The following is a 19,400-nucleotide window of genomic DNA, read 5'->3' on the forward strand; positions in this document are numbered from 1 at the left end:
AAATGAGTCAAAAAATTAATGATTTAGGACTATTATTTGAATTCTAACCAAATTTACGAATTACAAATAATTATTTTTCTACTTTTAACTTTTTTAATTCTGCAATGCGAAACACAAGACCCATCACGATTCTAGGAGAGACTATTTTAGCTGGCGAAAGCAAAACCATCGATATGGAAATTGCTAAGTTGCATAATTCTGCCAAGTTAAAAATCCCAATAATCATTCAGCGTTCTAAAATTGATGGTCCTGTAGTGTTATTTTCGGCAGGAATTCATGGCGACGAAATCAACGGAACGGAAATTGTACGCCAAATCATTACTAAGAAAATTAATAAACCCAAAAAAGGAACTATTATTTGTATTCCCATCATTAATATGTTTGGTTTTATTAATAAATCTAGAGAATTTCCAGACGGAAGAGATTTAAATCGTGTTTTCCCGGGAAGTAAAAAAGGTTCGCTCGCCAGCCAATTTGCACATCACATCTTAACCGAAATAATGCCTATTGTAGACTACGCGGTGGATTTTCATGCTGGAGGCGCCAGTCGATTTAATGCTCCGCAAATACGTCTCGAACCTAACAATGAAGCACTCAAAACCTTAGCCGATGTTTTTAACGCTCCTTTTACGTTATATTCTAAAAACATTGCGGGTTCGTTTAGAAATGCCTGCCAGAAATCCAATGTAAAAATGCTTCTTTTTGAAGGTGGAAAATCATTAGACATTAATGACGAAATTGCAAATATTGGCTTAGAAGGTGTAAAGCGTTTTTTAGAACATCTGGACATGCTAAACCCGAAACACAATGCCACTAAAAGCAAAGAAAAAAGCATCCACATCGAAAGATCAACATGGATTAGAGCCAATCATTCGGGCTTATTACACAATTCGAACAGCATTGGAACTTTTGTCAAAAAAGGAATGGTACTAGCCACTATTACCGATCCATTTGGTAAATTTGAACGAAAAGTAAAAGCACCAAATGACGGCTATATTATTAATGCTAATCATTCGCCTATTGTTTACCAAGGAGATGCCATTTATCATATTTCAAAAACATTAGTTAATGGAAACCCATAAAAAAGAATTACGCCTAAAATACAAAACATTGCGAAAACAACTTTCAGAAAATGAAATGGAAGCAATGAGTTTAGCCATAAGCAATCAACTGCTACAACTCGATATTTGGGACAAAAATTATTTTCACATTTTTTTACCCATTGTAGAACACCATGAAATAGACACCGAATTAATTTTACATCTTCTTTCTGGAAAAGACAAAGAAATTCTCATTTCGAAATCTAATTTTCAAACGCGAGAAATGACACATTACCTTTTAACCGATACTACCAAAATTAAAAAAAACGAATACAATATTCCTGAACCTGTTGACGGCATAGAAGTGCCATCAAAAAAAATAGAAGTGGTTTTTATTCCTCTTTTAGCCTTTGATACAAAAGGACATCGCGTGGGTTATGGCAAAGGTTTCTATGATAAATTTTTAGGCGAATGCCAAGCCACAACGATTAAGATTGGGCTTTCATTCTTTGAAGCCGAGGAACGAATTGAAGATGTTCACGACGGAGATATGCAATTGGACTATTGTGTGACTCCAAAAACGATTTACAAATTCTAATCTAAAAAAAATCCGTCCTATTTTTTAAATAAGACGGATTCATACTTTCTATATCTTTATAAGTTTAGTGCTTCTGATGAAATGCTCGCTGGTTAAAAACAATCAAAATCCCAACTCCTGTTGAAATGGCCATATCGGCAACATTAAAAATAGCATTGAAAAAAGTAAAATCTCTTCCGCCCCAAACGGGTAACCAACTAGGAAGATTTCCATGCCAAAATGGAAAGTAAAACATATCGACTACTTTTCCATGAAAGTATTTGCCGTAAGGCTGATCTGAAAATAAAGTCGCTAATTGCGAACTACTATCGTCAAAAATAACCCCATAAAAAACCGAGTCAATAATATTCCCGAATGCTCCTGCCAGAATTAAAGCAATGGCTACAACTAAATAATTAGAACTGTGTTTTCTTTCAATAGCATCCCACAACCAATAGCCAATTCCGCCAACAGCCACTAATCGAAACAGGGTCAGGAACAATTTTCCGTAAGTTCCAGGAATTTGAGTTCCCCAAGCCATTCCTTCATTTTCAATAAAATGAATTTTGAACCAATTGAAAACTTCAACTTCTTCTCCTAATATAAAATTAGTTTTTACGTATATTTTAGAAATCTGATCTACTAATAATACAATGAAAATAAGCAGATAGGCTTTTGGTAATGACATTTTAAAAATTTTAAGTGCGCAAAAATAGGTAATTTATAAAAAATTAAATTCCAAATCCCAATAATTTTACAATTAAGATTGGAATTTGGAATTTTAATAATGCAATTTTAATTATTATCGTTGAAGATTTTTAGCTTCAATACTCATTGTAGCATGAGGAACAATTTTTAATCTTTCTTTACCAATTAATTTACCTGTTACTTTACAAACCCCGTATGTTTTGTTTTCCACACGGAATAAAGCATTCTTTAAATCACGAATGAATTTCTCCTGACGGATAGCCAATTGAGAGTTGGCTTCCTTAGACATAGTCTCGCTACCTTCTTCAAACGCTTTAAATGTTGGAGACGTATCGTCTGTACCGTTATTTAAATCATTCATGTAAGCACTTTTAATTAAATCTAAATCGGCTTGTGCTTTTTGTATTTTATTTTGAATTATCTCTTTGAACTCTGCCAAGTCGGCGTCCGAGTATCGTGTTGCTTCATCTATCATAATCTATGTTATTTAGTAATCGTTATTTTAGTTTTAATGTCATCAAATTCAATTTCTGTGCCACTTTCTATGTTTTCCTCAAAAACCAACTCTTCCGTTAAGGTTTCTGATTTAATGTAAGCGTTATTCTCCTGAACCGCTGCTTCTAAAACAGCATTATTTTGCAAATAGACCTTAATCTTATCGGTTACTTCAAATCCTGAATCTTTTCTGATGTTCTGGATTCGGTTGACCAATTCTCTTGCAATTCCTTCTTTTTTCAATTCTTCTGAAATTGTGATGTCAAGCGCAACGGTGATTCCGTTAGAATTGGCAACAAGCCAACCCTCAATATCCTGAGAGGTTATCTCTACATCGGCTAAGGATAAAATTACGTCTTTTCCTGCAATAACAATTTTTACACTTCCTTCCTTATCCAATTGATTAATTTGATCTGGAGAAAAAGATTGTATCTCTTTGGAAATCAATACCATATCTTTACCAAAACGCGGCCCAAGTGCTTTAAAATTAGGCTTAATTTGTTTCACCAATACTCCCGAAGCATCGTCTAAAAGTTCAATTTCTTTCACGTTTACCTCTGCTTTTATTAGCTCAGAAACCGCCTCAATTTCAGCTCGTTGTTTCTCGTCAAGTACTGGAATCATTACCTTTTGCAACGGTTGACGCACCTTAATCATCTCCTTCTTACGCAGTGATAAAACTAGTGATGAAATAGTCTGCGCTTTCTGCATTTTGCTCTCTAACGATTTATCAACAAAGTTTTCAACGTATTTTGGAAATTCCGCCAAATGTACACTATCAAATTTTTCCGACTGTGTTGCCAAAGTTAAGTCTCTGTAAAGCTTGTCCATAAAGAACGGAGCTATAGGTGCACTCAGTTTACTTACGGCTAACAAACAAGTATACAAAGTTTGGTAAGCAGCAATTTTATCCTGGGCATATTCCCCTTTCCAGAAACGACGACGACACAAACGAACGTACCAGTTACTCAAGTTTTCCTGAACGAAATCAGAAATGGCACGAGCAGCTCTTGTAGGTTCATAATCCGCATAAGCTTCATCAACAAATTGGATTAAAGTATGTAATTCGGATAAAATCCAACGGTCAATTTCTGGTCTCTCATTCAACGGTATCTCAGCTTCTTCATATTTGAATCCATCAATATTGGCATACAATGAAAAGAACGAATAAGTGTTGTATAAAGTTCCGAAGAACTTGCGGCGCACCTCAGCAATTCCCTCAATATCAAACTTTAAGTTATCCCAAGGATTGGCATTTGAAATCATGTACCAGCGCGTAGCATCAGGACCGTATTCTGCAATGGTTTCAAAAGGATCTGTCGCATTTCCTAAACGTTTGGACATTTTTTGTCCGTTTTTATCCAAAACCAAACCATTCGAAACTACATTTTTATAAGCTACTTTATCAAAAACCAAAGTCCCAATAGCATGTAAAGTATAAAACCATCCACGGGTTTGATCGACACCTTCAGCAATAAAATCAGCTGGGAATGATTTATTTCCGTCAATTAATGCTGCGTTTTCAAAAGGATAATGCCATTGTGCATAAGGCATTGCACCCGAATCGAACCAAACATCAATTAAATCGCTCTCGCGTTTCATTGGTTGGCCTGAAGCCGAAACTAATGTTATTTCATCCACTACATTTTTATGCAAATCAATTACATCATAGTTGGATTCAGCCATATTTCCAATTTCGAAACCTTTAAATGGATTTTCTTTTTGAAAACCGGCTTCGATAGATTTCTCAATCGCATTGTACAATTCTTCTACTGAACCAATCAAGATTTCTTCTTGTTTGTCCTCTGTTCTCCAAATTGGTAATGGAATTCCCCAATATCTAGAACGTGACAAGTTCCAGTCGTTGGCATTTTTCAACCAGTTTCCAAAACGACCTTCTCCTGTAGCTTTTGGCTTCCAGTTGATCGTTTCATTCAATTCGAACATTCTATCTCTTACTTCTGTGATTTTAATAAACCAAGAGTCCAGCGGATAGTACAAAATAGGTTTATCCGTTCTCCAGCAATGTGGGTAACTGTGTACGTATTTTTCAACCTTAAAGGCTTTGTTTTGTTCTTTTAAAAAAATAGCAATCTCGACATCTACCGAACGTTCTGGCGCCTGATCGGCATCATAATATTCGTTTTTCACGTATTTCCCAGCAAATGCTTCGCCTACATGAACCGTAAATTTCCCCTGCAAATCGACTAATGGAACAGCAGAACCATTTTCGTCTAAAACCAACATGGGTGGGACTTCTGGCGTAGCTTCTTTGGCCACCTTAGCATCATCAGCACCAAAAGTGGGTGCCGTATGTACAATTCCTGTTCCATCCTCGGTAGTAACAAAATCTCCAGCAATTACTCGAAACGCATTTTCCGGATTTTGATAAGGCAATGCCCAAGGCAATAATTGCTCGTAACGAATGCCTACCAAATCAGCTCCTTTAGCTTCCGCTAAAATTTGATATGGTATTTTCTTATCGCCTTCTTTGAAATTTTCAAAATCAGCTGCCTCTTCACTTAAGAAAAATCCTTTCCCGAATTGTTTGCCCACTAAATTCTTTGCCAAAACCACATTGATGGGCTCAAAAGTATATTGGTTGAAAGTCTTCACTAAAACATAATCGATTTTTGGACCCACTGTCAAAGCGGTGTTGGAAGGTAAAGTCCAAGGCGTTGTTGTCCAAGCTAAAAAATAAAAATCCTCCCCTAGCCCCTCCGAAGGAGGGGAAACTAGGCCGAAAGCTTTGGCAAAAGTATTTTCCTCAATACCTCCCTCTCCTTTGGAGAGGGCTGGGGAGAGGACTTTGAACTGTGCCACAATGGTAGTATCTGTCACATCACGGTAACTTCCCGGCTGATTGACTTCATGCGAAGACAATCCTGTTCCAGCCTTTGGAGAATACGGCTGAATGGTGTAGCCTTTGTACATCAAATCCTTGTTGTAGATTTGTTTCAACAACCACCAAACCGATTCCATGTATTTGGGCTTGTAGGTCACATACGGATCTTCCATATCTACCCAATAGCCCATTTTTTCGGTCAAATCGTTCCATACGTCGGTATAGCGCATAACGGTTTTTTTACACGCTTCGTTGTATTCTTCTACCGAAATGGTTTTTCCGATATCTTCTTTGGTAATTCCTAATTCCTTCTCAGTACCTAATTCTACAGGCAAACCATGCGTATCCCAACCGGCTTTACGCTTTACTTGAAAACCTTTTTGGGTTTTATATCTGCAAAAAATATCTTTAATCGCACGCGCCATCACGTGGTGAATTCCCGGTAATCCGTTTGCCGAAGGTGGGCCTTCAAAAAACACGTAAGGGCTTGCCCCTTCGCGGGTAGTTACACTCTTTTCAAATATATTCTCTTTCTTCCAAAAATCCAGAACTTCCGACGCTACTGTTGGCAAGTCAAGTCCTTTGTACTCAGTAAATTTTGTACTCATTGTATCCTTTTCTTAAACGAGGTGCGAAAGTAAGGAATTTTGAGGAAATTAGAGAAAAGAGTGAGGAAAAAAGAGCTAATAAACACAATTATAGAGGGTTTTTGCAAAAAACAACAAAGTTGTAACCATTAAAACTGTTACAACTTTCTCGTTTTTACCGCAAAGCTAGTCATTGCGAGGAACGAAGCAATCTCATTCAGTGATGCTACATAGTGGCTCAACTTAATGGTAACTAGTTAACAGTATGAGATTGCTTCGCCAGTTCGCTATCGCTCGTGCCCTACGGAATGACAAACTAGGCGGTTTTAGTTTGTGAAAAAGACCGTTCTTTAAAGATTTTTTACCCACAATCTTGTCATTCCGTAGGAATCTCAGCAAGTAAATCTACAAAGTTACTCCCCTCTCGAAATCCTAAAAGTAATTTATCGAAAACCCCATAGTTGCGGAATCTCAGCGGTTCCGTTCAACAGGAGTTTCATTGTTGGCTTTTCAAGCCCAACGAAACTCTAGCTATTATAAGCCGTAGTTTTTTATACTTCTTTGTCATTTATTTTTTCCAGCCTCTTTTTAATTTCCAAATCACTTTCTAATTGAGAAATTTCTTGTTCCATATTTCTCAAAGTAAATACTGTAACCAACGGAATTGCTATAATAAATACAGCCGCTTCAAACAGTATTGCATTTACATAACCATATTGCTCAATCAGGCTTCCTCTTCTCAATGGAAAATATGGCAAAACAAACATTACGGCAATGACCAAAACAATCATTTTTGGAATGTCTTTTTTGAGCTTTATTAGCGCTTTAGATTTGTCTTCGATTTCCTTTTCGATTTCTTTAATAGAATTTTTTTCTGGCATTTTTATATTGTGGTTCTATCTTTACGCGGGCTGTCTATGGCTTATAACGTCCCACTACTACAGCGGGTTTGGGACTAAATTAAGCCCTATTTTCGGATTTGCCAAATCTTCCAAATACAAAACCAATTTCAAATTAAGCCTAATACCCAAATTGCTTGTAGCGTGTGTTGTGCGTTCGTGTTTTATTTAATACTTTCTTTCAAAAGACTTACCATTGAAGATAAATACTCCACTTGGATTAGCTCCTCCTAACCACAATTCTCCTTGTTTGCTTTTATATATAGTCAAAATGTGTTTACTCTCAAGTCCATCGTCATTAGTAAAATTTTTAACAGAATTACCATCATACTTCCATACTCCTGATTCTACAGTCCCAAGCCAAATGTTTCCTGAAGTATCCTCTCCAATTGAGAATGCTCTTTCGAGTGAATTGTCTTTTGTGTCCTCTTTTTTCAATTTTTGTTGTGCAGTGAAATTTATTGCTTCTTTTCCATCATATACCAAAACACCTTTTCCATTATTAGCAATCCAAAGATTTCCTTTGCTATCCTCAAACAAGCCTCGAATATGCAAAAAACCATTTTCTCCATTAAGTCCAAGATATTCATCGGTTATAATCTTAAAGTCTGAGCCATTATATCCAATTAACGCCTTGTAAGTTCCAAACCAAATCGTACCATTTTTACTTTTTAAGAAAGGTGTTGAAATTGAATAACCAAACCTACGCTCATCTTCGGATTTAGGTGTGACAGGAAATGTGCGATATGAAAGTTTTTTTCCATCATACTGATATACACCAGGATTATTTTCAAGTTTGTTGTAACCCTCTATTTCATCACCTTTAAACCATAGGTCGCTATCAGCCAATTTCCATTGTTTTGTTGAATCGTAATTTCTTTGCTTATAAATAGATATTTTTTTTCCATCATAAATACTTAATCCCTTACCACATTCAAACCATATTATACCATTTTTATCTTCATAAATATTTCTTACTTGATTATGGCTCAAACCGTTTTCTGTTGTGAAATATTGAAATTTACCATTTTGAAGCAAACACACACCTTCGTTGAAACTTCCAAACCAGATATTTCCCTTACTATCTTCTAAAAATGCCCGAACTCCTGTTGTGTATTTCAACAATTTGCTGTCAGTTTTAGTGTGTATTATCTGATTTTCTTTATTTGATTTTCTTTGATTATTACAAGAAATTGTTGCAACAATCAAAATTGTATAAAAAATGATAAATATTTTTTGATTATAAGATTTTACTTTCATTCTTCTGTTTTTTATTAACATGCCGCACAACGTCAGACTGTGAAAAAACTAAAATCATCCTCTTGAGAATCTTATATTTGAGTTTTTTCTTTGGTAGCTCTCCGAATACTTTCTAGATTTGAAGAGGTTTTTTCACAGCCTGACGTTTGGCAGCTTGGCGATGTGGCGTATTAAGGAAGCCTAAACTTTCGGTTAATGACTAATTTTACAAGTACAAAACCATCTTTAAATTTAGCCTAAACCCGCCATATTGCCAAACGGCGGTTAGGTGCTGCCGCTATTTGTATTCTTCATCAAATTGTTTTGTCCACTCTTTTACAAGTAGCGGAACACGAGTAGCAACTTCTTTTCCAAATATGACTTCTGTTACTAGTCCCATATGCAACATATCACAGATTCTACATAAATAAGATTTTCCCATTCCCCACCAAGTGTTGTGATCGTCAATCATTAAACAATGATGAATTATTCTTCCTAAATGCTCTCTAACTTCATTTAGTTCGTAACCGTCGAGTTGAGTTTCGTAAACTCCATCAGCAACACGACTTCCAAATGTAGTTGTGTAATAATATTCTTTGATTTCCCATAAGGCAATTGGATTTATAACATTTGGGAATGACCCATCAACTCTTCGTGACAAACTACGAATTGGAAAATTATTATGAGTAAAAGCAGATAATTCCTTTGGATCATAATTACAATCATATCCTTTTGAGTTAGCTTCAATTAGCATATTTATAATAGAAGTAAAATATGCTGGACCTTGTTTTTCGCCTTTCTGTTTATTTAAAGGTTCTGGACAAGTTGGATTTAAATCAGCTTTAAGTTTTGTGTACAAAGCTTTGGCTTGTGCTAAGTTCTGAAGATTTGGTTCAATATGATTAGTTAGAAAATCAGCACGAAATTGAAAATATTCAATAAGTAAACTGCCGAAGGCAGTTACATTATTGTTTAAAACAATTTTGCTAGAATCTAATCCTAGCTTATCGTATGCAATTTCAATATCTTGAATTGATGGAACTTTAATAGTCCCAATTCCTCTGTTTGTGTAACCAACTTTTTGACTAATTAGTTTTACATTTGCCCAAAACTCTTGTGGCTGTTTTAAAAATTTACTTTCTGCTTGCATTTATTTTATTTTCAAATTCGGTTAGAAATTCCATTGTGTTTGTGTTAAAGCACTTTAAAATTTCCCGAAGCTCAATAAAATCGATTCTTCTTTCTCCACTTTCAAATTTGCTAATAAAGGATTGAGGAACTTTAAGTAAGTCGGCTAGATCTGATTGTCGAAGTCCAGAAGACACTCGAAGTTGATATAACATTTCGAGAAGTACTTTATTTTCCTTACTATTTATCGACTTTTTCACAAATTCAAAATTATATCCTAAAACAGCATATCCCAAAATAGGATAATAGCACAAATGTATTATCTTTGAAAAATAAATTTAAATAATATGCAACTCACATTAGAAGAAAAATATGGAACTTATTATCCACCAAAATCGCAATTATTAAAATGGGTTGGAAATAAACAAAAGTTTGCTGCTGAAATTACAAGAAGTTTTCCAACTCAATTCGGAAGATATTTTGAACCATTTCTTGGAAGTGGTGCAATTTTAGCGACAGTAGCACCACATAATGGATTAGGTTCTGATACATTTGAGCCGTTAATGCAGATTTGGAAAATGCTAAAAATAGATTCTAATGAATTGGTTTCTTGGTACGCAGAAAGACGCAATAGAATAGGGGTTGAAACAAAAGAAGAAGTTTATAAAAGCGTTTTAGCTTCTTATAATACAAGTCCGAACGGTGCAGATTTTCTTTTTTTAACTCGTTCTTGTTATGGTGGAATAATTCGTTTTCGCAAAGCTGACGGATATATGTCAACACCTTGCGGTGTTCACGATCCTATTTCCGTTGAAAGTTTTTCAAAGCGTGTGAATGAATGGAAAAATCGTTTAAATAAAGTTGATTTTGAGCATTGTGATTATAGAGAAGCTTTTTCTAAAGCTAAATACGGAGATTTAATTTATTGTGATCCTCCATATTCTCATAGTCAAACAATTCTTTACGGAGCACAAGATTTTCGATTAGAAGATTTACTGTTAGAAATTGATAAGGCAAAATCAAAAGGTGTTCGTGTAGCATTAAGTATTGATGGGCATAAGAAATCAGGAAATTTACTTTGCGATTTGCCAATTGAAAGTGGTCTTTTTGAAAATGAACTTTATATTAATTGTGGTAGATCGATGTTAAGAAGATTTCAATTAGAAGGACAAACTTTGGAAAACGAAAATGTTTCAGATCGTTTATTATTAAGTTATTAGTTCTGGTTTCGGAGGGCGGTTGCACCTAACGTTTGGTCGCTTGGCGATGTGGCGGATTAAGGAAGCCTAATCTTTCGGTTAATGACTAATTTCCCAAGTACAAAACCAACTTCAAATTAAGCCTAATCCCGCCATATTGCCAAACGACGGTTAGCAGATGTGGCTTTCACGATATTAGTTTTGAGTGTTAATTTTATATTTTTCCTGCAATTCCAATTGCATACATAGCTTTCTCAATTTCAGCACTTGTACTCGCATCTATTTCGTATAATTCTTTTCCATAGTTGCTATAAATTGTTTCAGAAATGTTATGAATAGTATCTAGATTTTTTTTAATAATATTGGATTTAGCTTTAAGATTAGCATATAAACCTTTTGGAACTTCCTGAATTGCATTACCAAATATAGTATAACCTTTCACAGTTGACCTTACACTTTTTTCGATTTGAACTGCTATATTGTAATTTTCAGCTTCAAGATTTTTAACTTTAAGCTTGGTAGATTTCCACTCTTGAGAGGTTAAGTATTTTTCTAGTTTGATTTGGTTAGATTTATTAATTAAATTCTGAATAGAATCATTAATGTGTTCTTTTCTTAAAGAAGCTTCAAGTTTATTCTTTTCTTCTAATTTGTTAATTGAATCTAATTTTATTTTATTCTGTTTTTCTATAGTTGCTAATGAATCCACCTTTTTCTTCTTCAATTCTAATATGGCATTATCTTTAAGTATTTGTTCGTTTTGAATTTCATTGTATTTTTTTACATTTATGACTATTTCGTTTCTTTTTTTTACAGTTGAGCTGTAGAGTTTTAACATTTTATCTCTACCCGTAAATAATTTTAAAGGGTCTAAATTATCAATATCTGATTTATATCGTTCCAATTCAAAGTCTAGATTTGTAATAGAATTTTCAAAATCGGTTATGCTACTATTACTATATTGATTAGATTCAACTAATTTTATATATGAATTCCCTGCATTTTCTGCTATTTTTAAATATTTCTCAATGTCTTGAGCTTTTGAATATTGTGTAGAAAAAGAGATTAATGCTATTAATGTAATCTTGATTAAATATTTCATAATTATTTATTTTTTGTTTTGAATTAAAAGTCTTATCTTAATTTCTCAAATAGATCATTTACTAATGTGTTTATTCGGAATTCACTAGCTAAACTGCCAGTTAATTTTTCAATTTTTATCCTATTTAGAGAACTATTTGATAAATGCTTTATAGCAAATATTTTATTTGTTTTAAGTTTTAAATCTGATTTTTTTTGAATTTCACTTAAAGCTAATTCTGCTTTTTTTCCAAAGCAAAAAATAAATCTTTCAATATCGTACAATTCATTATGCAATCGGATTAGATTATTTTTGTCTTTAATTTCAGATCTAGTTGGTTCAGTTTTATGTGGGGTCAAATTTTTATGATAAACTGATTTAACAGAATTTGTTATTCTAAAATCATATCTATTTGTAAAATCATATTCGAGCTTTTCGAATAATTTAGTTAAAAAATAATCTAAATTTTTTCCAGTTTGACCTGAAACTGGTTTACCTTGTTCTTCTTCTTTTTTCCCAGGACAGCTAAAAACTAAAGCAATATCAGTTTTAATTCCTTTGTTAAAATGGTAATCTTTCATAAGCTTTTAGGATTCCTCATTTTTTGCCATATCTGCTAACGGTTTGGCGCTTGGCGAAGAAGCGGATTTCGAAGCTCTAAGCTGTCTGCCAGTACTGAACTTGATACGAAGCTCAAAACTTCATTTAAGCACTGAACCCGCTTTTTTGCCAAATGCCTGTTAGCAGTTCGGACTTTATACAAATGTTCTGCATTCATTTGCAATTGCTTCAATTAGTTCTTTTGTTATTAGAGTACTGAATTGTCTCGTATGAATCAATATTCGTTTTGGTTTTTCTAAATTATCATAATGTAGGTTATACCAATTTCCTTTTGATAGAACATTAGTTTTACCAGTCCATTTTACTCCAAAAGTCTTTTGAATGTCAAAATCAAAATCTTTATGATAATGACCGCTAGCTAAAATAATAACATCAAAATCTCTGAAAAAATTTAAGGCAAAAAGTTTCTCTCTATCTTTTATACTTTTAATTCTTAATAAATCGCCCTTGGGAATATGGCTACTTTGCTTTGCGTTTAATTGATTCATTTCAGATTGAAAACAAAATTTGTGAAAGTCAATTAAATCCTTTTTTTCTTTTACTGTATTTTTGTAAATAAAATCAGTCAAATATTGGTAATAATACCAAGTTGTTGATGTTCCACTTTCTCCCGTAATTGTCCCATCTTTCTTTTCTCTCCTTATCGTAAATTTTTGTCCCTTCCAAGGAAACAAAGCATTGTCTTCCAAAAATCCAATATCCTCAATAGACTTGTTCTTTGAGACAATATCGTCCCAACTTTTTAGATTGATTTTACTCATTTCATCAAATCCTATTTTATCATTTGATGTTTCCTTTCCAATAAGTAGAATTTTGCCATTAGGATTGCCTAAACCTAAATATAAGTTATTAGCATTACTATAATTGAATGCTTCTAAAAAATCTTTGTCAAATCTTGAATTTTCTTTCATAGTGGTTGTTTTAGTCTGACTGCTAACGTTCTCGCGCTACAAGCAGTTTGGGACTAAATTAAGCCCATTCTTCGGATTTGCCAAATCTTCCAAATACAAAACCAATTTCAAATTAAGCATAATACCCAAATTGCTTGTAGCGTGTGTTAGCCGTTCGGTTTTATAAATTCAATGGCGTAAATCCCCAATCTTGTCTATAGCTTTTTACATCAAAACCTTTAGTTTTTTCGTTATAGTTTAGTTGATATATTCTAGCATTTCTTCTGTCAAAATAACAATTATAATTAATTATGAAATCTTCTGGATGCCATTCTCTTTTCATTTTTTCATAATTTTTACGAAGTCTTACAAATGCAGAATCAGAAACTTCTCTTGGTATATTTGAATTTGAAATTATCGTTCTATAAATAAGTAAGCTGTCTTTTTCTTCTAATTCTTTTGTAATCAACAACGATTGTAGCATTTCATTTACCACTTCATACTTTACATTTTTGTCTTTTCTAGGATTTTTTGGCTCTGGGAATATGCTCAAAGCATTATTTAATTCAACTTTGAAAGTTGAGGCTATTTTACATACGTTTTTTATTGGTTTATCAAATGGAAATTCCCAATAGTCTTTGTATTTATTGTTAAAGAATGGAATTGACGAACATTCTTTTTTTGAATTAATCAGAACAATTATTTGCTGATTGTCTTTTATGCTATCTGGTTCAGAAAATAATTGAATTTCAAAATCAAATTCTCCATTTTTTACACTTTTAACAAGTTTGTAATCATTTCCAAAGGTTTTCTTTGTAGTTTTTAATTGAGGAAATCTTTCAATTGCATTTTGAATTGATTTTTCAATATTTTTGTCATTCTTTTCAGAACAACTACTTATTAATATGAAGAGAAAAAAGTAAAAGAAATAATTATATTTTTTCATTATGTTCGGTTTTTTCGACGTTCTGGTAAACTGACGGCTAACGTTCCCGCGCTACAAGCAGTTTGGGACTAAATTAAGCCCATTATTCGGATTTGCCTAATCTTCCAAATACAATACCAACTTCAAATTGAGCCTAAAACCCAAATTGCTTGTAGCGTGTGTTAGCAACCGTATCTTTATGAAATCCAGGTTTCCTCAATTTTAGCAATAATCCATTTATTCTTTATCTTTTTGATGACAACTGAATATCCTAAACCACATTTTCCACCACAACTATAACTGACATCTAAAATACCAGATTCTTTTTTGGCATCGAATTTAATATGAGAGAAAGACATAGCGCCAGCAAATTTCGGATATTTAGATTCCCAATTTTTATACTCTTCAACTTTCGGGAGTTCTGTAAAATGCTTAAAAATAAATTTTTTATTGTTGTATTTTTCTATGTTAGTTTGGCTGTTTATTATGCCTTCATTTCCAATTGCAATTACAAGATTTAGTGTGTCTTTTTTCAGTGCTGTCCTTTTAATTTCACACTCTAAATCTCTTTGCTTTTGTCCAATCGAATCCAATCCTATCCATTGGCCATTTTTGTCATAGATAGGTTTTCCTTGTTCTGGAAAACAGGTATAAAGTCTTTTGTCGATGTAAGTTGAATCTACTATCTTTATGAATACTTCGTCAAAGACGTTTTGTTCAAATTCCGATTCAGAGACTTTTTTTTCACATCCCAAAAAGATGAAAGTCAAAATTATAATTATGATATTTAGTTGCTTCATTTCTGATATGGTTGCTAACGTTTCGCAGCTTGGCGAAGTGGCGGACTTTGAAGCACTTGCTTTCAATTCATTACTAAACTTCATTTGAAAACCAAATGTTCAATTTAGCACTAAACCCGCCATTTTGCCAAACTGCTGTTAGCGGTTCGGGCTTCTTTTAAGCCGTTTTAAGTTTCTTATCAAATTACTTTTTAATCAATGTTATTATAAGAGTAATTAATCCAATAAACAATAATCCCAACCCAAATAATAATATAATAGTACTTATTGGGTGTCCTAATTTAGTTGTCCAAGCAAATGCGTTTAAAAGCCAACCTAAAACGATTTCTCCACAAGAAATTATTATTTTTTTCTTTTTTGTCAATGAGTCAGTCTATTATATTAAAATCAATGTGTTTATGCTCTGAAATTATTTCAAGAATAATGTCGAAAAGGGTTTGTCCGTTTTGTTCAACTAATTCTTTAAGTCCTTTTTCAAAATGTTGAAGATTTACTTCATTATTTTTCCAAAAAATGATTCTTTCTTCATACCATTTTTTTGTTGCATCGAATCCTAAATCTATTTTGCTTTTTAAACTGTTTTTCCAAGTCAATTTAATTGGTTCTTTGTATTCATAAACGCCAAACCCACCTCGAAGCAAATCATTAAAAGCGTCTAAATTATGTCCTGTTTGCCAATTGAGGTTTTTGGTCAATATTCGGTCAATTTCGTCATAAAAACTTTCCAAGTCTGAAAAATTGTTTCCGTTGATTATGATTGTCTTCTTGTTCATTCTGTGTCGTCTTTTAGCCTGACCGCTAACGTTTTGCAGCTACCCGAAGGTGGCGATTTCGAAGCACTTCACTGTCAACCAAGCAGAAACTTTGATAGAAGCACAAAGCTTGATTGAACCACTGAACCGCCACTTTTGGGTAGGTGCTGTTAGCGGTTCGGGCTTCTCTGTCTATGATAGGTTGAAGTATAAAGTTTGTAGTCATATTTGAAAAAGTCAGTTAAATTTTGGTTTTACAATTTTAAGTTCAACTAGTCGTTGCTTCTTCCAAGGTGGTGCAGATTCATATTTATTCCTTTGTCCTGATTCCCAATTAAGAATTTTGGCGTAAGGTTTTCTTTCTTCGCCCTTTGGATTGTCAATTGGATAAAGTTTTTTCATATCTAACCAGTCTAGAACATCAAACTCAAAGTTGTTTTTTTCCTTACCAATTATTGTGTCAATTCCTAAGTCATTTAAATCCTTTGACCGAGATTCTACAAGTTCAGTTTGTGTTCCGTTTTTTCTATGATTTCTAATAAAAGTGAGATTGTCAGCCAACCAGCCGCCTAATTCTGCTATTTTTGGGTCGGAATCAGTTTGAGAAGGAATCCATCTTCTTATTCCTGCTTTCAAACATTTGTTTTTTAAATCTTCCAAGTCAATCAAGCGTTGAATAAATCCATTTTGATTTACCACACCACCTTCATTTTCAGATTCGGTTAAGAATTTAACTTCTTTAAGTCTTTTGATTTCATAGTCAGTAATTTTTCTTCGTTTAGTTTTATAGTTTTCTTCGTTTTCAAGTTGTCTCAATCTTAACCTTTGTTCCAAACACCATTGTCCTAAATCATTTAAAGGGTTTCGCTTGTTATTTTTATCTACTGTTATCCAAGCATAGTCTTGATTTATTGATTTACAATAAGCATTTACTCTTGCTAATTTGTTTTCCCATTTTTGCATCCATATAACTTCGTTGGGGTTTCCCCAAAAGAAATTTTCTTTATTCAATAATTCCAAATGTTCGGGTAAAATTGCCCTTACACCATTTTCATCTTTATGACCATAAAACTCTCTTTGTCTTTTATACCAATTATACAATTTGTGAGATTTAGGTATTATGGTATTGCCGTTATTTTCAATTTTGAATTGCTTAAATTCTTCAAAATAAATTGGCCAGCTTTTTCTATAATCGTCAGAAATTGCAAATCTATTTTTTGTCGAGTTGGAATTTGGATTAGCTTTTCTTGTTTTTTCTTCTTCAATTTTTCTTAATCTTTCTTCTTCTCTTAGTCTTTCTTCTTCATTAATTTTCTCTTCTTCTTTTTCAAATTCCTTATCAGCAATTTGATGTTTTTCTTTATATACTTTATATCTTTTTTCGTAGTCTAAAATTGTTTCAAGTTTTTCAATTTTTTTTGATTTGGTTTTGAAATAATTTAGTTGGTCTAGTAAGTCATTATGAAGTAGTGAATCTGTCGCTGTATCGCATTCAATTGATATTTCAATATTTGTTTCCAAACCACCGCTGGTCAAATTAGCAGAACCGATAAATACTTTCACTTCATTTTGTGTTCGTAATAAGAATATTTTCGGGTGAAATGTTGGTGATTTTTCTCTGTTAAGATAAATTGTATGACCGTCATTAAAAAGTTGCTTTAAAGCACTTGGTTCTGTCTGATAAAAATTTGTTCCAACAAAGAATGTAACCTTAGTTTTTTTTTGATTTATTAATTCTAGCAAACTTTTCAGTCCCGAAAATTTAAGAAATGCAGTGCAAATAGTAATTTCTTCTGCAAGTTCAATTGCATTTAAAATTTCAGTTTTGTGATTTCTGTTTTCGCTATTTGAAAGTAACTTCATTGTTCTGTCGGTGTTGTCTTTTAGCCTGACCGCTAACGTTTTGCAGCTACCCGAAGGTGGCGATTTCGGAGCACTTCACTGTCAACCAAGCAGAAACTTTGATAGAAGCACAAAGCTTGATTTAACCACTGAACCGCCACTTTTGGGTAGGTGCTGTTATAGGGCGTTTTTCTTTCTTCTGTCGTCATTTTACAATCTTTTGAATTGAAGGTTCGTCAACTCTTAACCACCTTAAAATTTCCTTCGCTCTTGTTTTGTCTTTCTTTTTGGCTCTATCAAACTCGTCCATTAGTCCGCTTTCCCAAAGTCTTTCATTCACTGTCATTCCTGATAGACTTACAATTTTTTGAATTCTGTAAAGTATTTGTTCGTCAATGAGTTTTTTAAAAATGTGTTCACAAGCTTCTTTTTCAGTTGTAAAAGTTCTTATTGAGTGTTTCTCACCACGCTCTTTATAAAAAGTTTCATATTCAAATCCGTTTTGTCCTTGTCTTATTGTTAAGCCTATTTTGTCATTGTCGTCAGTAGATCCGAAAAGTCCGTGAAGGAAATATTGGTCTTCGCCAATTCCATTGCTTTTTAATTTTGTATGTAGTTCAGCTAATGTCATTTTAATCGATTGTTACACTGCCGATTATTATATAATCAAATTCGTCATTTTCTTCTTTTACCAAAGCACCGCCAACTGTCACAGAGTAATGTTGTCCAAGTGGTTTAAATGTTTCCTTTTCATATCTTGGTTTAAGTTCGATTAGGTCGCTTGTCAATTTTTTGCCTTTTATTGGTTTAGTCAATTTAACCAATAACTTTTCTCCACCACGGTCAGAAATAATCGTCCCGAAAAGATTTTCTTCCCAATCCCAAGGTTCACTTACTATTATTCTTACTGTTTGTCCTTTCAAACTCATTGTAGTTGTGTCGTCTTTTAAAATGCCCTATAACGTTTTGCAGCTACCCGAAGGTGGCAATTTCGAAGCACTTCACTGTCAACCAAGCACAAACTTTGATAGAAGCACGAAGCTTGATTTAACCACTGAACCGCCACTTTTGGGTAGGTGCTGTTATAGGCTGGCATTCTTGTCGTCATTGAGCTAAAAGTTTATTTTCTGCAATTACTTTTTTCAAGTTTTCGCCCCAAAATGTTATTCCGCCAAATTTGTCGACACAGTTTTGAAGTGAATTCAATTTGTCTAAAGTCGGCAAAATATAATTTTCAAAGTCTGATTTAAGTTCGGCAATAAAGTCATTCAAGTCCGCTTGTTCAGTCAGAACATAACCCGTTTTGTTTCTGAATTTATACTCCTTTCTATTGTCCGGTAAATAATAACTTTCTCTTAAATACACTGTCAAGTCGTGAACTGTTGGCTTCTTTTTGTTCGTGTCAGTCATTGTAGCTTTTAAAGCAACTCCAATATTGAAACAAAAGTCAACGTTGTCTTTACTGTTCCAAGAAAAATTCTGCAAGTTGATTAAGGTGAAAAAGTCGCCTTTGTCTTTCCACCATGTTTGTCCACTTGTCAGGTAGCCGAAATTTTTTAAAGTCGGTTTCAAGTAAGTCTTGATAAACTGTGTCTGTTTTTCTTTTGCAGTCATTTTTTTTAAATGTTCTGTGTCGTCCGCTATGCTTGCCTATAACGTTTTGCAGCTACCCGAAGGGCGGGACTTTTACCACAAAACTTGATTTGAAATACTGATGTTTGATTAACCACAAAACTGTCTTTGGAACACGAAACCCCGCCTTTTGGGTAGGT

General features: G+C 33.6%; 21 protein-coding genes. 3 read left to right on the top strand and 18 right to left on the bottom strand.

Features of this window, described 5'->3' with window-relative positions; translation table 11 throughout:
* Positions 1-104 precede the first annotated feature (104 nt).
* Positions 105-1,082, top strand: coding sequence for a succinylglutamate desuccinylase/aspartoacylase family protein (locus tag AAGV28_RS14585; RefSeq protein ID WP_373407489.1), 978 nt, complete (start codon positions 105-107; stop codon positions 1,080-1,082).
* Positions 1,069-1,638, top strand: a complete 570-nt coding sequence (locus AAGV28_RS14590) for a 5-formyltetrahydrofolate cyclo-ligase (protein WP_373407490.1) — start codon at positions 1,069-1,071, stop codon at positions 1,636-1,638. Before AAGV28_RS14585 ends, AAGV28_RS14590 begins: the two co-directional genes overlap by 14 nt.
* Positions 1,639-1,702: 64 nt before the next feature.
* Here AAGV28_RS14590 and AAGV28_RS14595 read toward each other — a convergent pair whose 3' ends face one another.
* The 7 genes from AAGV28_RS14595 to AAGV28_RS14625 form a co-directional block, all read right to left on the bottom strand.
* Positions 1,703-2,305 carry a lipoprotein signal peptidase gene (locus AAGV28_RS14595; protein WP_373407491.1) on the bottom strand — a complete coding sequence of 201 codons (603 nt, stop codon included), beginning with the start codon at positions 2,303-2,305 and terminating at the stop codon, positions 1,703-1,705.
* A gap of 114 nt (positions 2,306-2,419) precedes the next feature.
* Entirely contained in the window at positions 2,420-2,800 is a 381-nt protein-coding gene (locus AAGV28_RS14600) for a TraR/DksA family transcriptional regulator (RefSeq protein ID WP_373407492.1), read from the bottom strand.
* 8 nt (positions 2,801-2,808) lie between these two features.
* Positions 2,809-6,273, bottom strand: a complete 3,465-nt coding sequence (gene ileS, locus AAGV28_RS14605) for an isoleucine--tRNA ligase (RefSeq protein WP_373407493.1) — start codon at positions 6,271-6,273, stop codon at positions 2,809-2,811.
* 530 nt (positions 6,274-6,803) lie between these two features.
* Positions 6,804-7,133: a hypothetical protein gene (locus tag AAGV28_RS14610; protein ID WP_373407494.1), complete on the bottom strand. Its 330-nt coding sequence runs from the start codon at positions 7,131-7,133 to the stop codon at positions 6,804-6,806.
* Positions 7,134-7,319: 186 nt separating this feature from the next.
* Positions 7,320-8,411: a ligand-binding sensor domain-containing protein gene (locus AAGV28_RS14615; protein WP_373407495.1), complete on the bottom strand. Its 1,092-nt coding sequence runs from the start codon at positions 8,409-8,411 to the stop codon at positions 7,320-7,322.
* A gap of 277 nt (positions 8,412-8,688) precedes the next feature.
* The gene (locus AAGV28_RS14620; RefSeq protein WP_373407496.1) at positions 8,689-9,540 is read right to left on the bottom strand and encodes a DUF7687 domain-containing protein; all 852 of its coding nucleotides are present in this window, start codon (positions 9,538-9,540) and stop codon (positions 8,689-8,691) included.
* Entirely contained in the window at positions 9,524-9,733 is a 210-nt protein-coding gene (locus tag AAGV28_RS14625; protein ID WP_373407509.1) for a helix-turn-helix domain-containing protein, read from the bottom strand. The genes AAGV28_RS14620 and AAGV28_RS14625 overlap by 17 nt, the downstream gene beginning before the upstream one ends.
* A gap of 132 nt (positions 9,734-9,865) precedes the next feature.
* On the opposite strand from AAGV28_RS14625, the gene AAGV28_RS14630 reads away from it, so the two are divergent.
* Positions 9,866-10,738, top strand: coding sequence for a Dam family site-specific DNA-(adenine-N6)-methyltransferase (locus AAGV28_RS14630; protein ID WP_373407497.1), 873 nt, complete (start codon positions 9,866-9,868; stop codon positions 10,736-10,738).
* Between the two features lie 193 nt (positions 10,739-10,931).
* Here the strand turns inward: AAGV28_RS14630 and AAGV28_RS14635 are convergent, their stop codons facing one another.
* The 11 genes from AAGV28_RS14635 to AAGV28_RS14685 all read right to left on the bottom strand — a co-directional run bounded on the left by AAGV28_RS14635 (position 10,932) and on the right by AAGV28_RS14685 (position 19,242).
* Positions 10,932-11,819, bottom strand: a complete 888-nt coding sequence (locus AAGV28_RS14635; RefSeq protein WP_373407498.1) for a hypothetical protein — start codon at positions 11,817-11,819, stop codon at positions 10,932-10,934.
* 32 nt (positions 11,820-11,851) lie between these two features.
* Positions 11,852-12,379, bottom strand: coding sequence for a uracil-DNA glycosylase family protein (locus AAGV28_RS14640; protein WP_373407499.1), 528 nt, complete (start codon positions 12,377-12,379; stop codon positions 11,852-11,854).
* A 174-nt stretch (positions 12,380-12,553) separates the two neighbouring features.
* Complete coding sequence (locus AAGV28_RS14645; RefSeq protein WP_373407500.1) at positions 12,554-13,330, bottom strand: hypothetical protein; 777 nt, start codon at positions 13,328-13,330, stop codon at positions 12,554-12,556.
* A gap of 160 nt (positions 13,331-13,490) precedes the next feature.
* A complete protein-coding gene (locus tag AAGV28_RS14650; protein WP_373407501.1) occupies positions 13,491-14,255 on the bottom strand; it encodes a hypothetical protein in 765 nt (254 codons plus the stop codon).
* 176 nt (positions 14,256-14,431) lie between these two features.
* Positions 14,432-15,118 carry a hypothetical protein gene (locus tag AAGV28_RS14655; RefSeq protein ID WP_373407502.1) on the bottom strand — a complete coding sequence of 229 codons (687 nt, stop codon included), beginning with the start codon at positions 15,116-15,118 and terminating at the stop codon, positions 14,432-14,434.
* A 284-nt stretch (positions 15,119-15,402) separates the two neighbouring features.
* The gene (locus AAGV28_RS14660) at positions 15,403-15,807 is read right to left on the bottom strand and encodes a barstar family protein (RefSeq protein ID WP_373407503.1); all 405 of its coding nucleotides are present in this window, start codon (positions 15,805-15,807) and stop codon (positions 15,403-15,405) included.
* Positions 15,808-15,832: 25 nt separating this feature from the next.
* Positions 15,833-16,012: a hypothetical protein gene (locus tag AAGV28_RS14665; protein WP_373407504.1), complete on the bottom strand. Its 180-nt coding sequence runs from the start codon at positions 16,010-16,012 to the stop codon at positions 15,833-15,835.
* 11 nt (positions 16,013-16,023) lie between these two features.
* On the bottom strand, positions 16,024-17,649 hold the full coding sequence (locus AAGV28_RS14670; RefSeq protein WP_373407505.1) for a phospholipase D-like domain-containing protein: 1,626 nt from the start codon (positions 17,647-17,649) through the stop codon (positions 16,024-16,026).
* Between the two features lie 184 nt (positions 17,650-17,833).
* A complete protein-coding gene (locus AAGV28_RS14675; RefSeq protein WP_373407506.1) occupies positions 17,834-18,259 on the bottom strand; it encodes a hypothetical protein in 426 nt (141 codons plus the stop codon).
* Between the two features lies 1 nt (position 18,260).
* The gene (locus AAGV28_RS14680; RefSeq protein ID WP_286935622.1) at positions 18,261-18,557 is read right to left on the bottom strand and encodes a hypothetical protein; all 297 of its coding nucleotides are present in this window, start codon (positions 18,555-18,557) and stop codon (positions 18,261-18,263) included.
* Positions 18,558-18,732: 175 nt separating this feature from the next.
* Positions 18,733-19,242, bottom strand: coding sequence for a DUF4304 domain-containing protein (locus AAGV28_RS14685; RefSeq protein WP_373407507.1), 510 nt, complete (start codon positions 19,240-19,242; stop codon positions 18,733-18,735).
* Positions 19,243-19,400 lie beyond the last annotated feature (158 nt).

Source organism: Flavobacterium zubiriense, assembly GCF_041729725.1.
Classification (GTDB): domain Bacteria; phylum Bacteroidota; class Bacteroidia; order Flavobacteriales; family Flavobacteriaceae; genus Flavobacterium; species Flavobacterium zubiriense.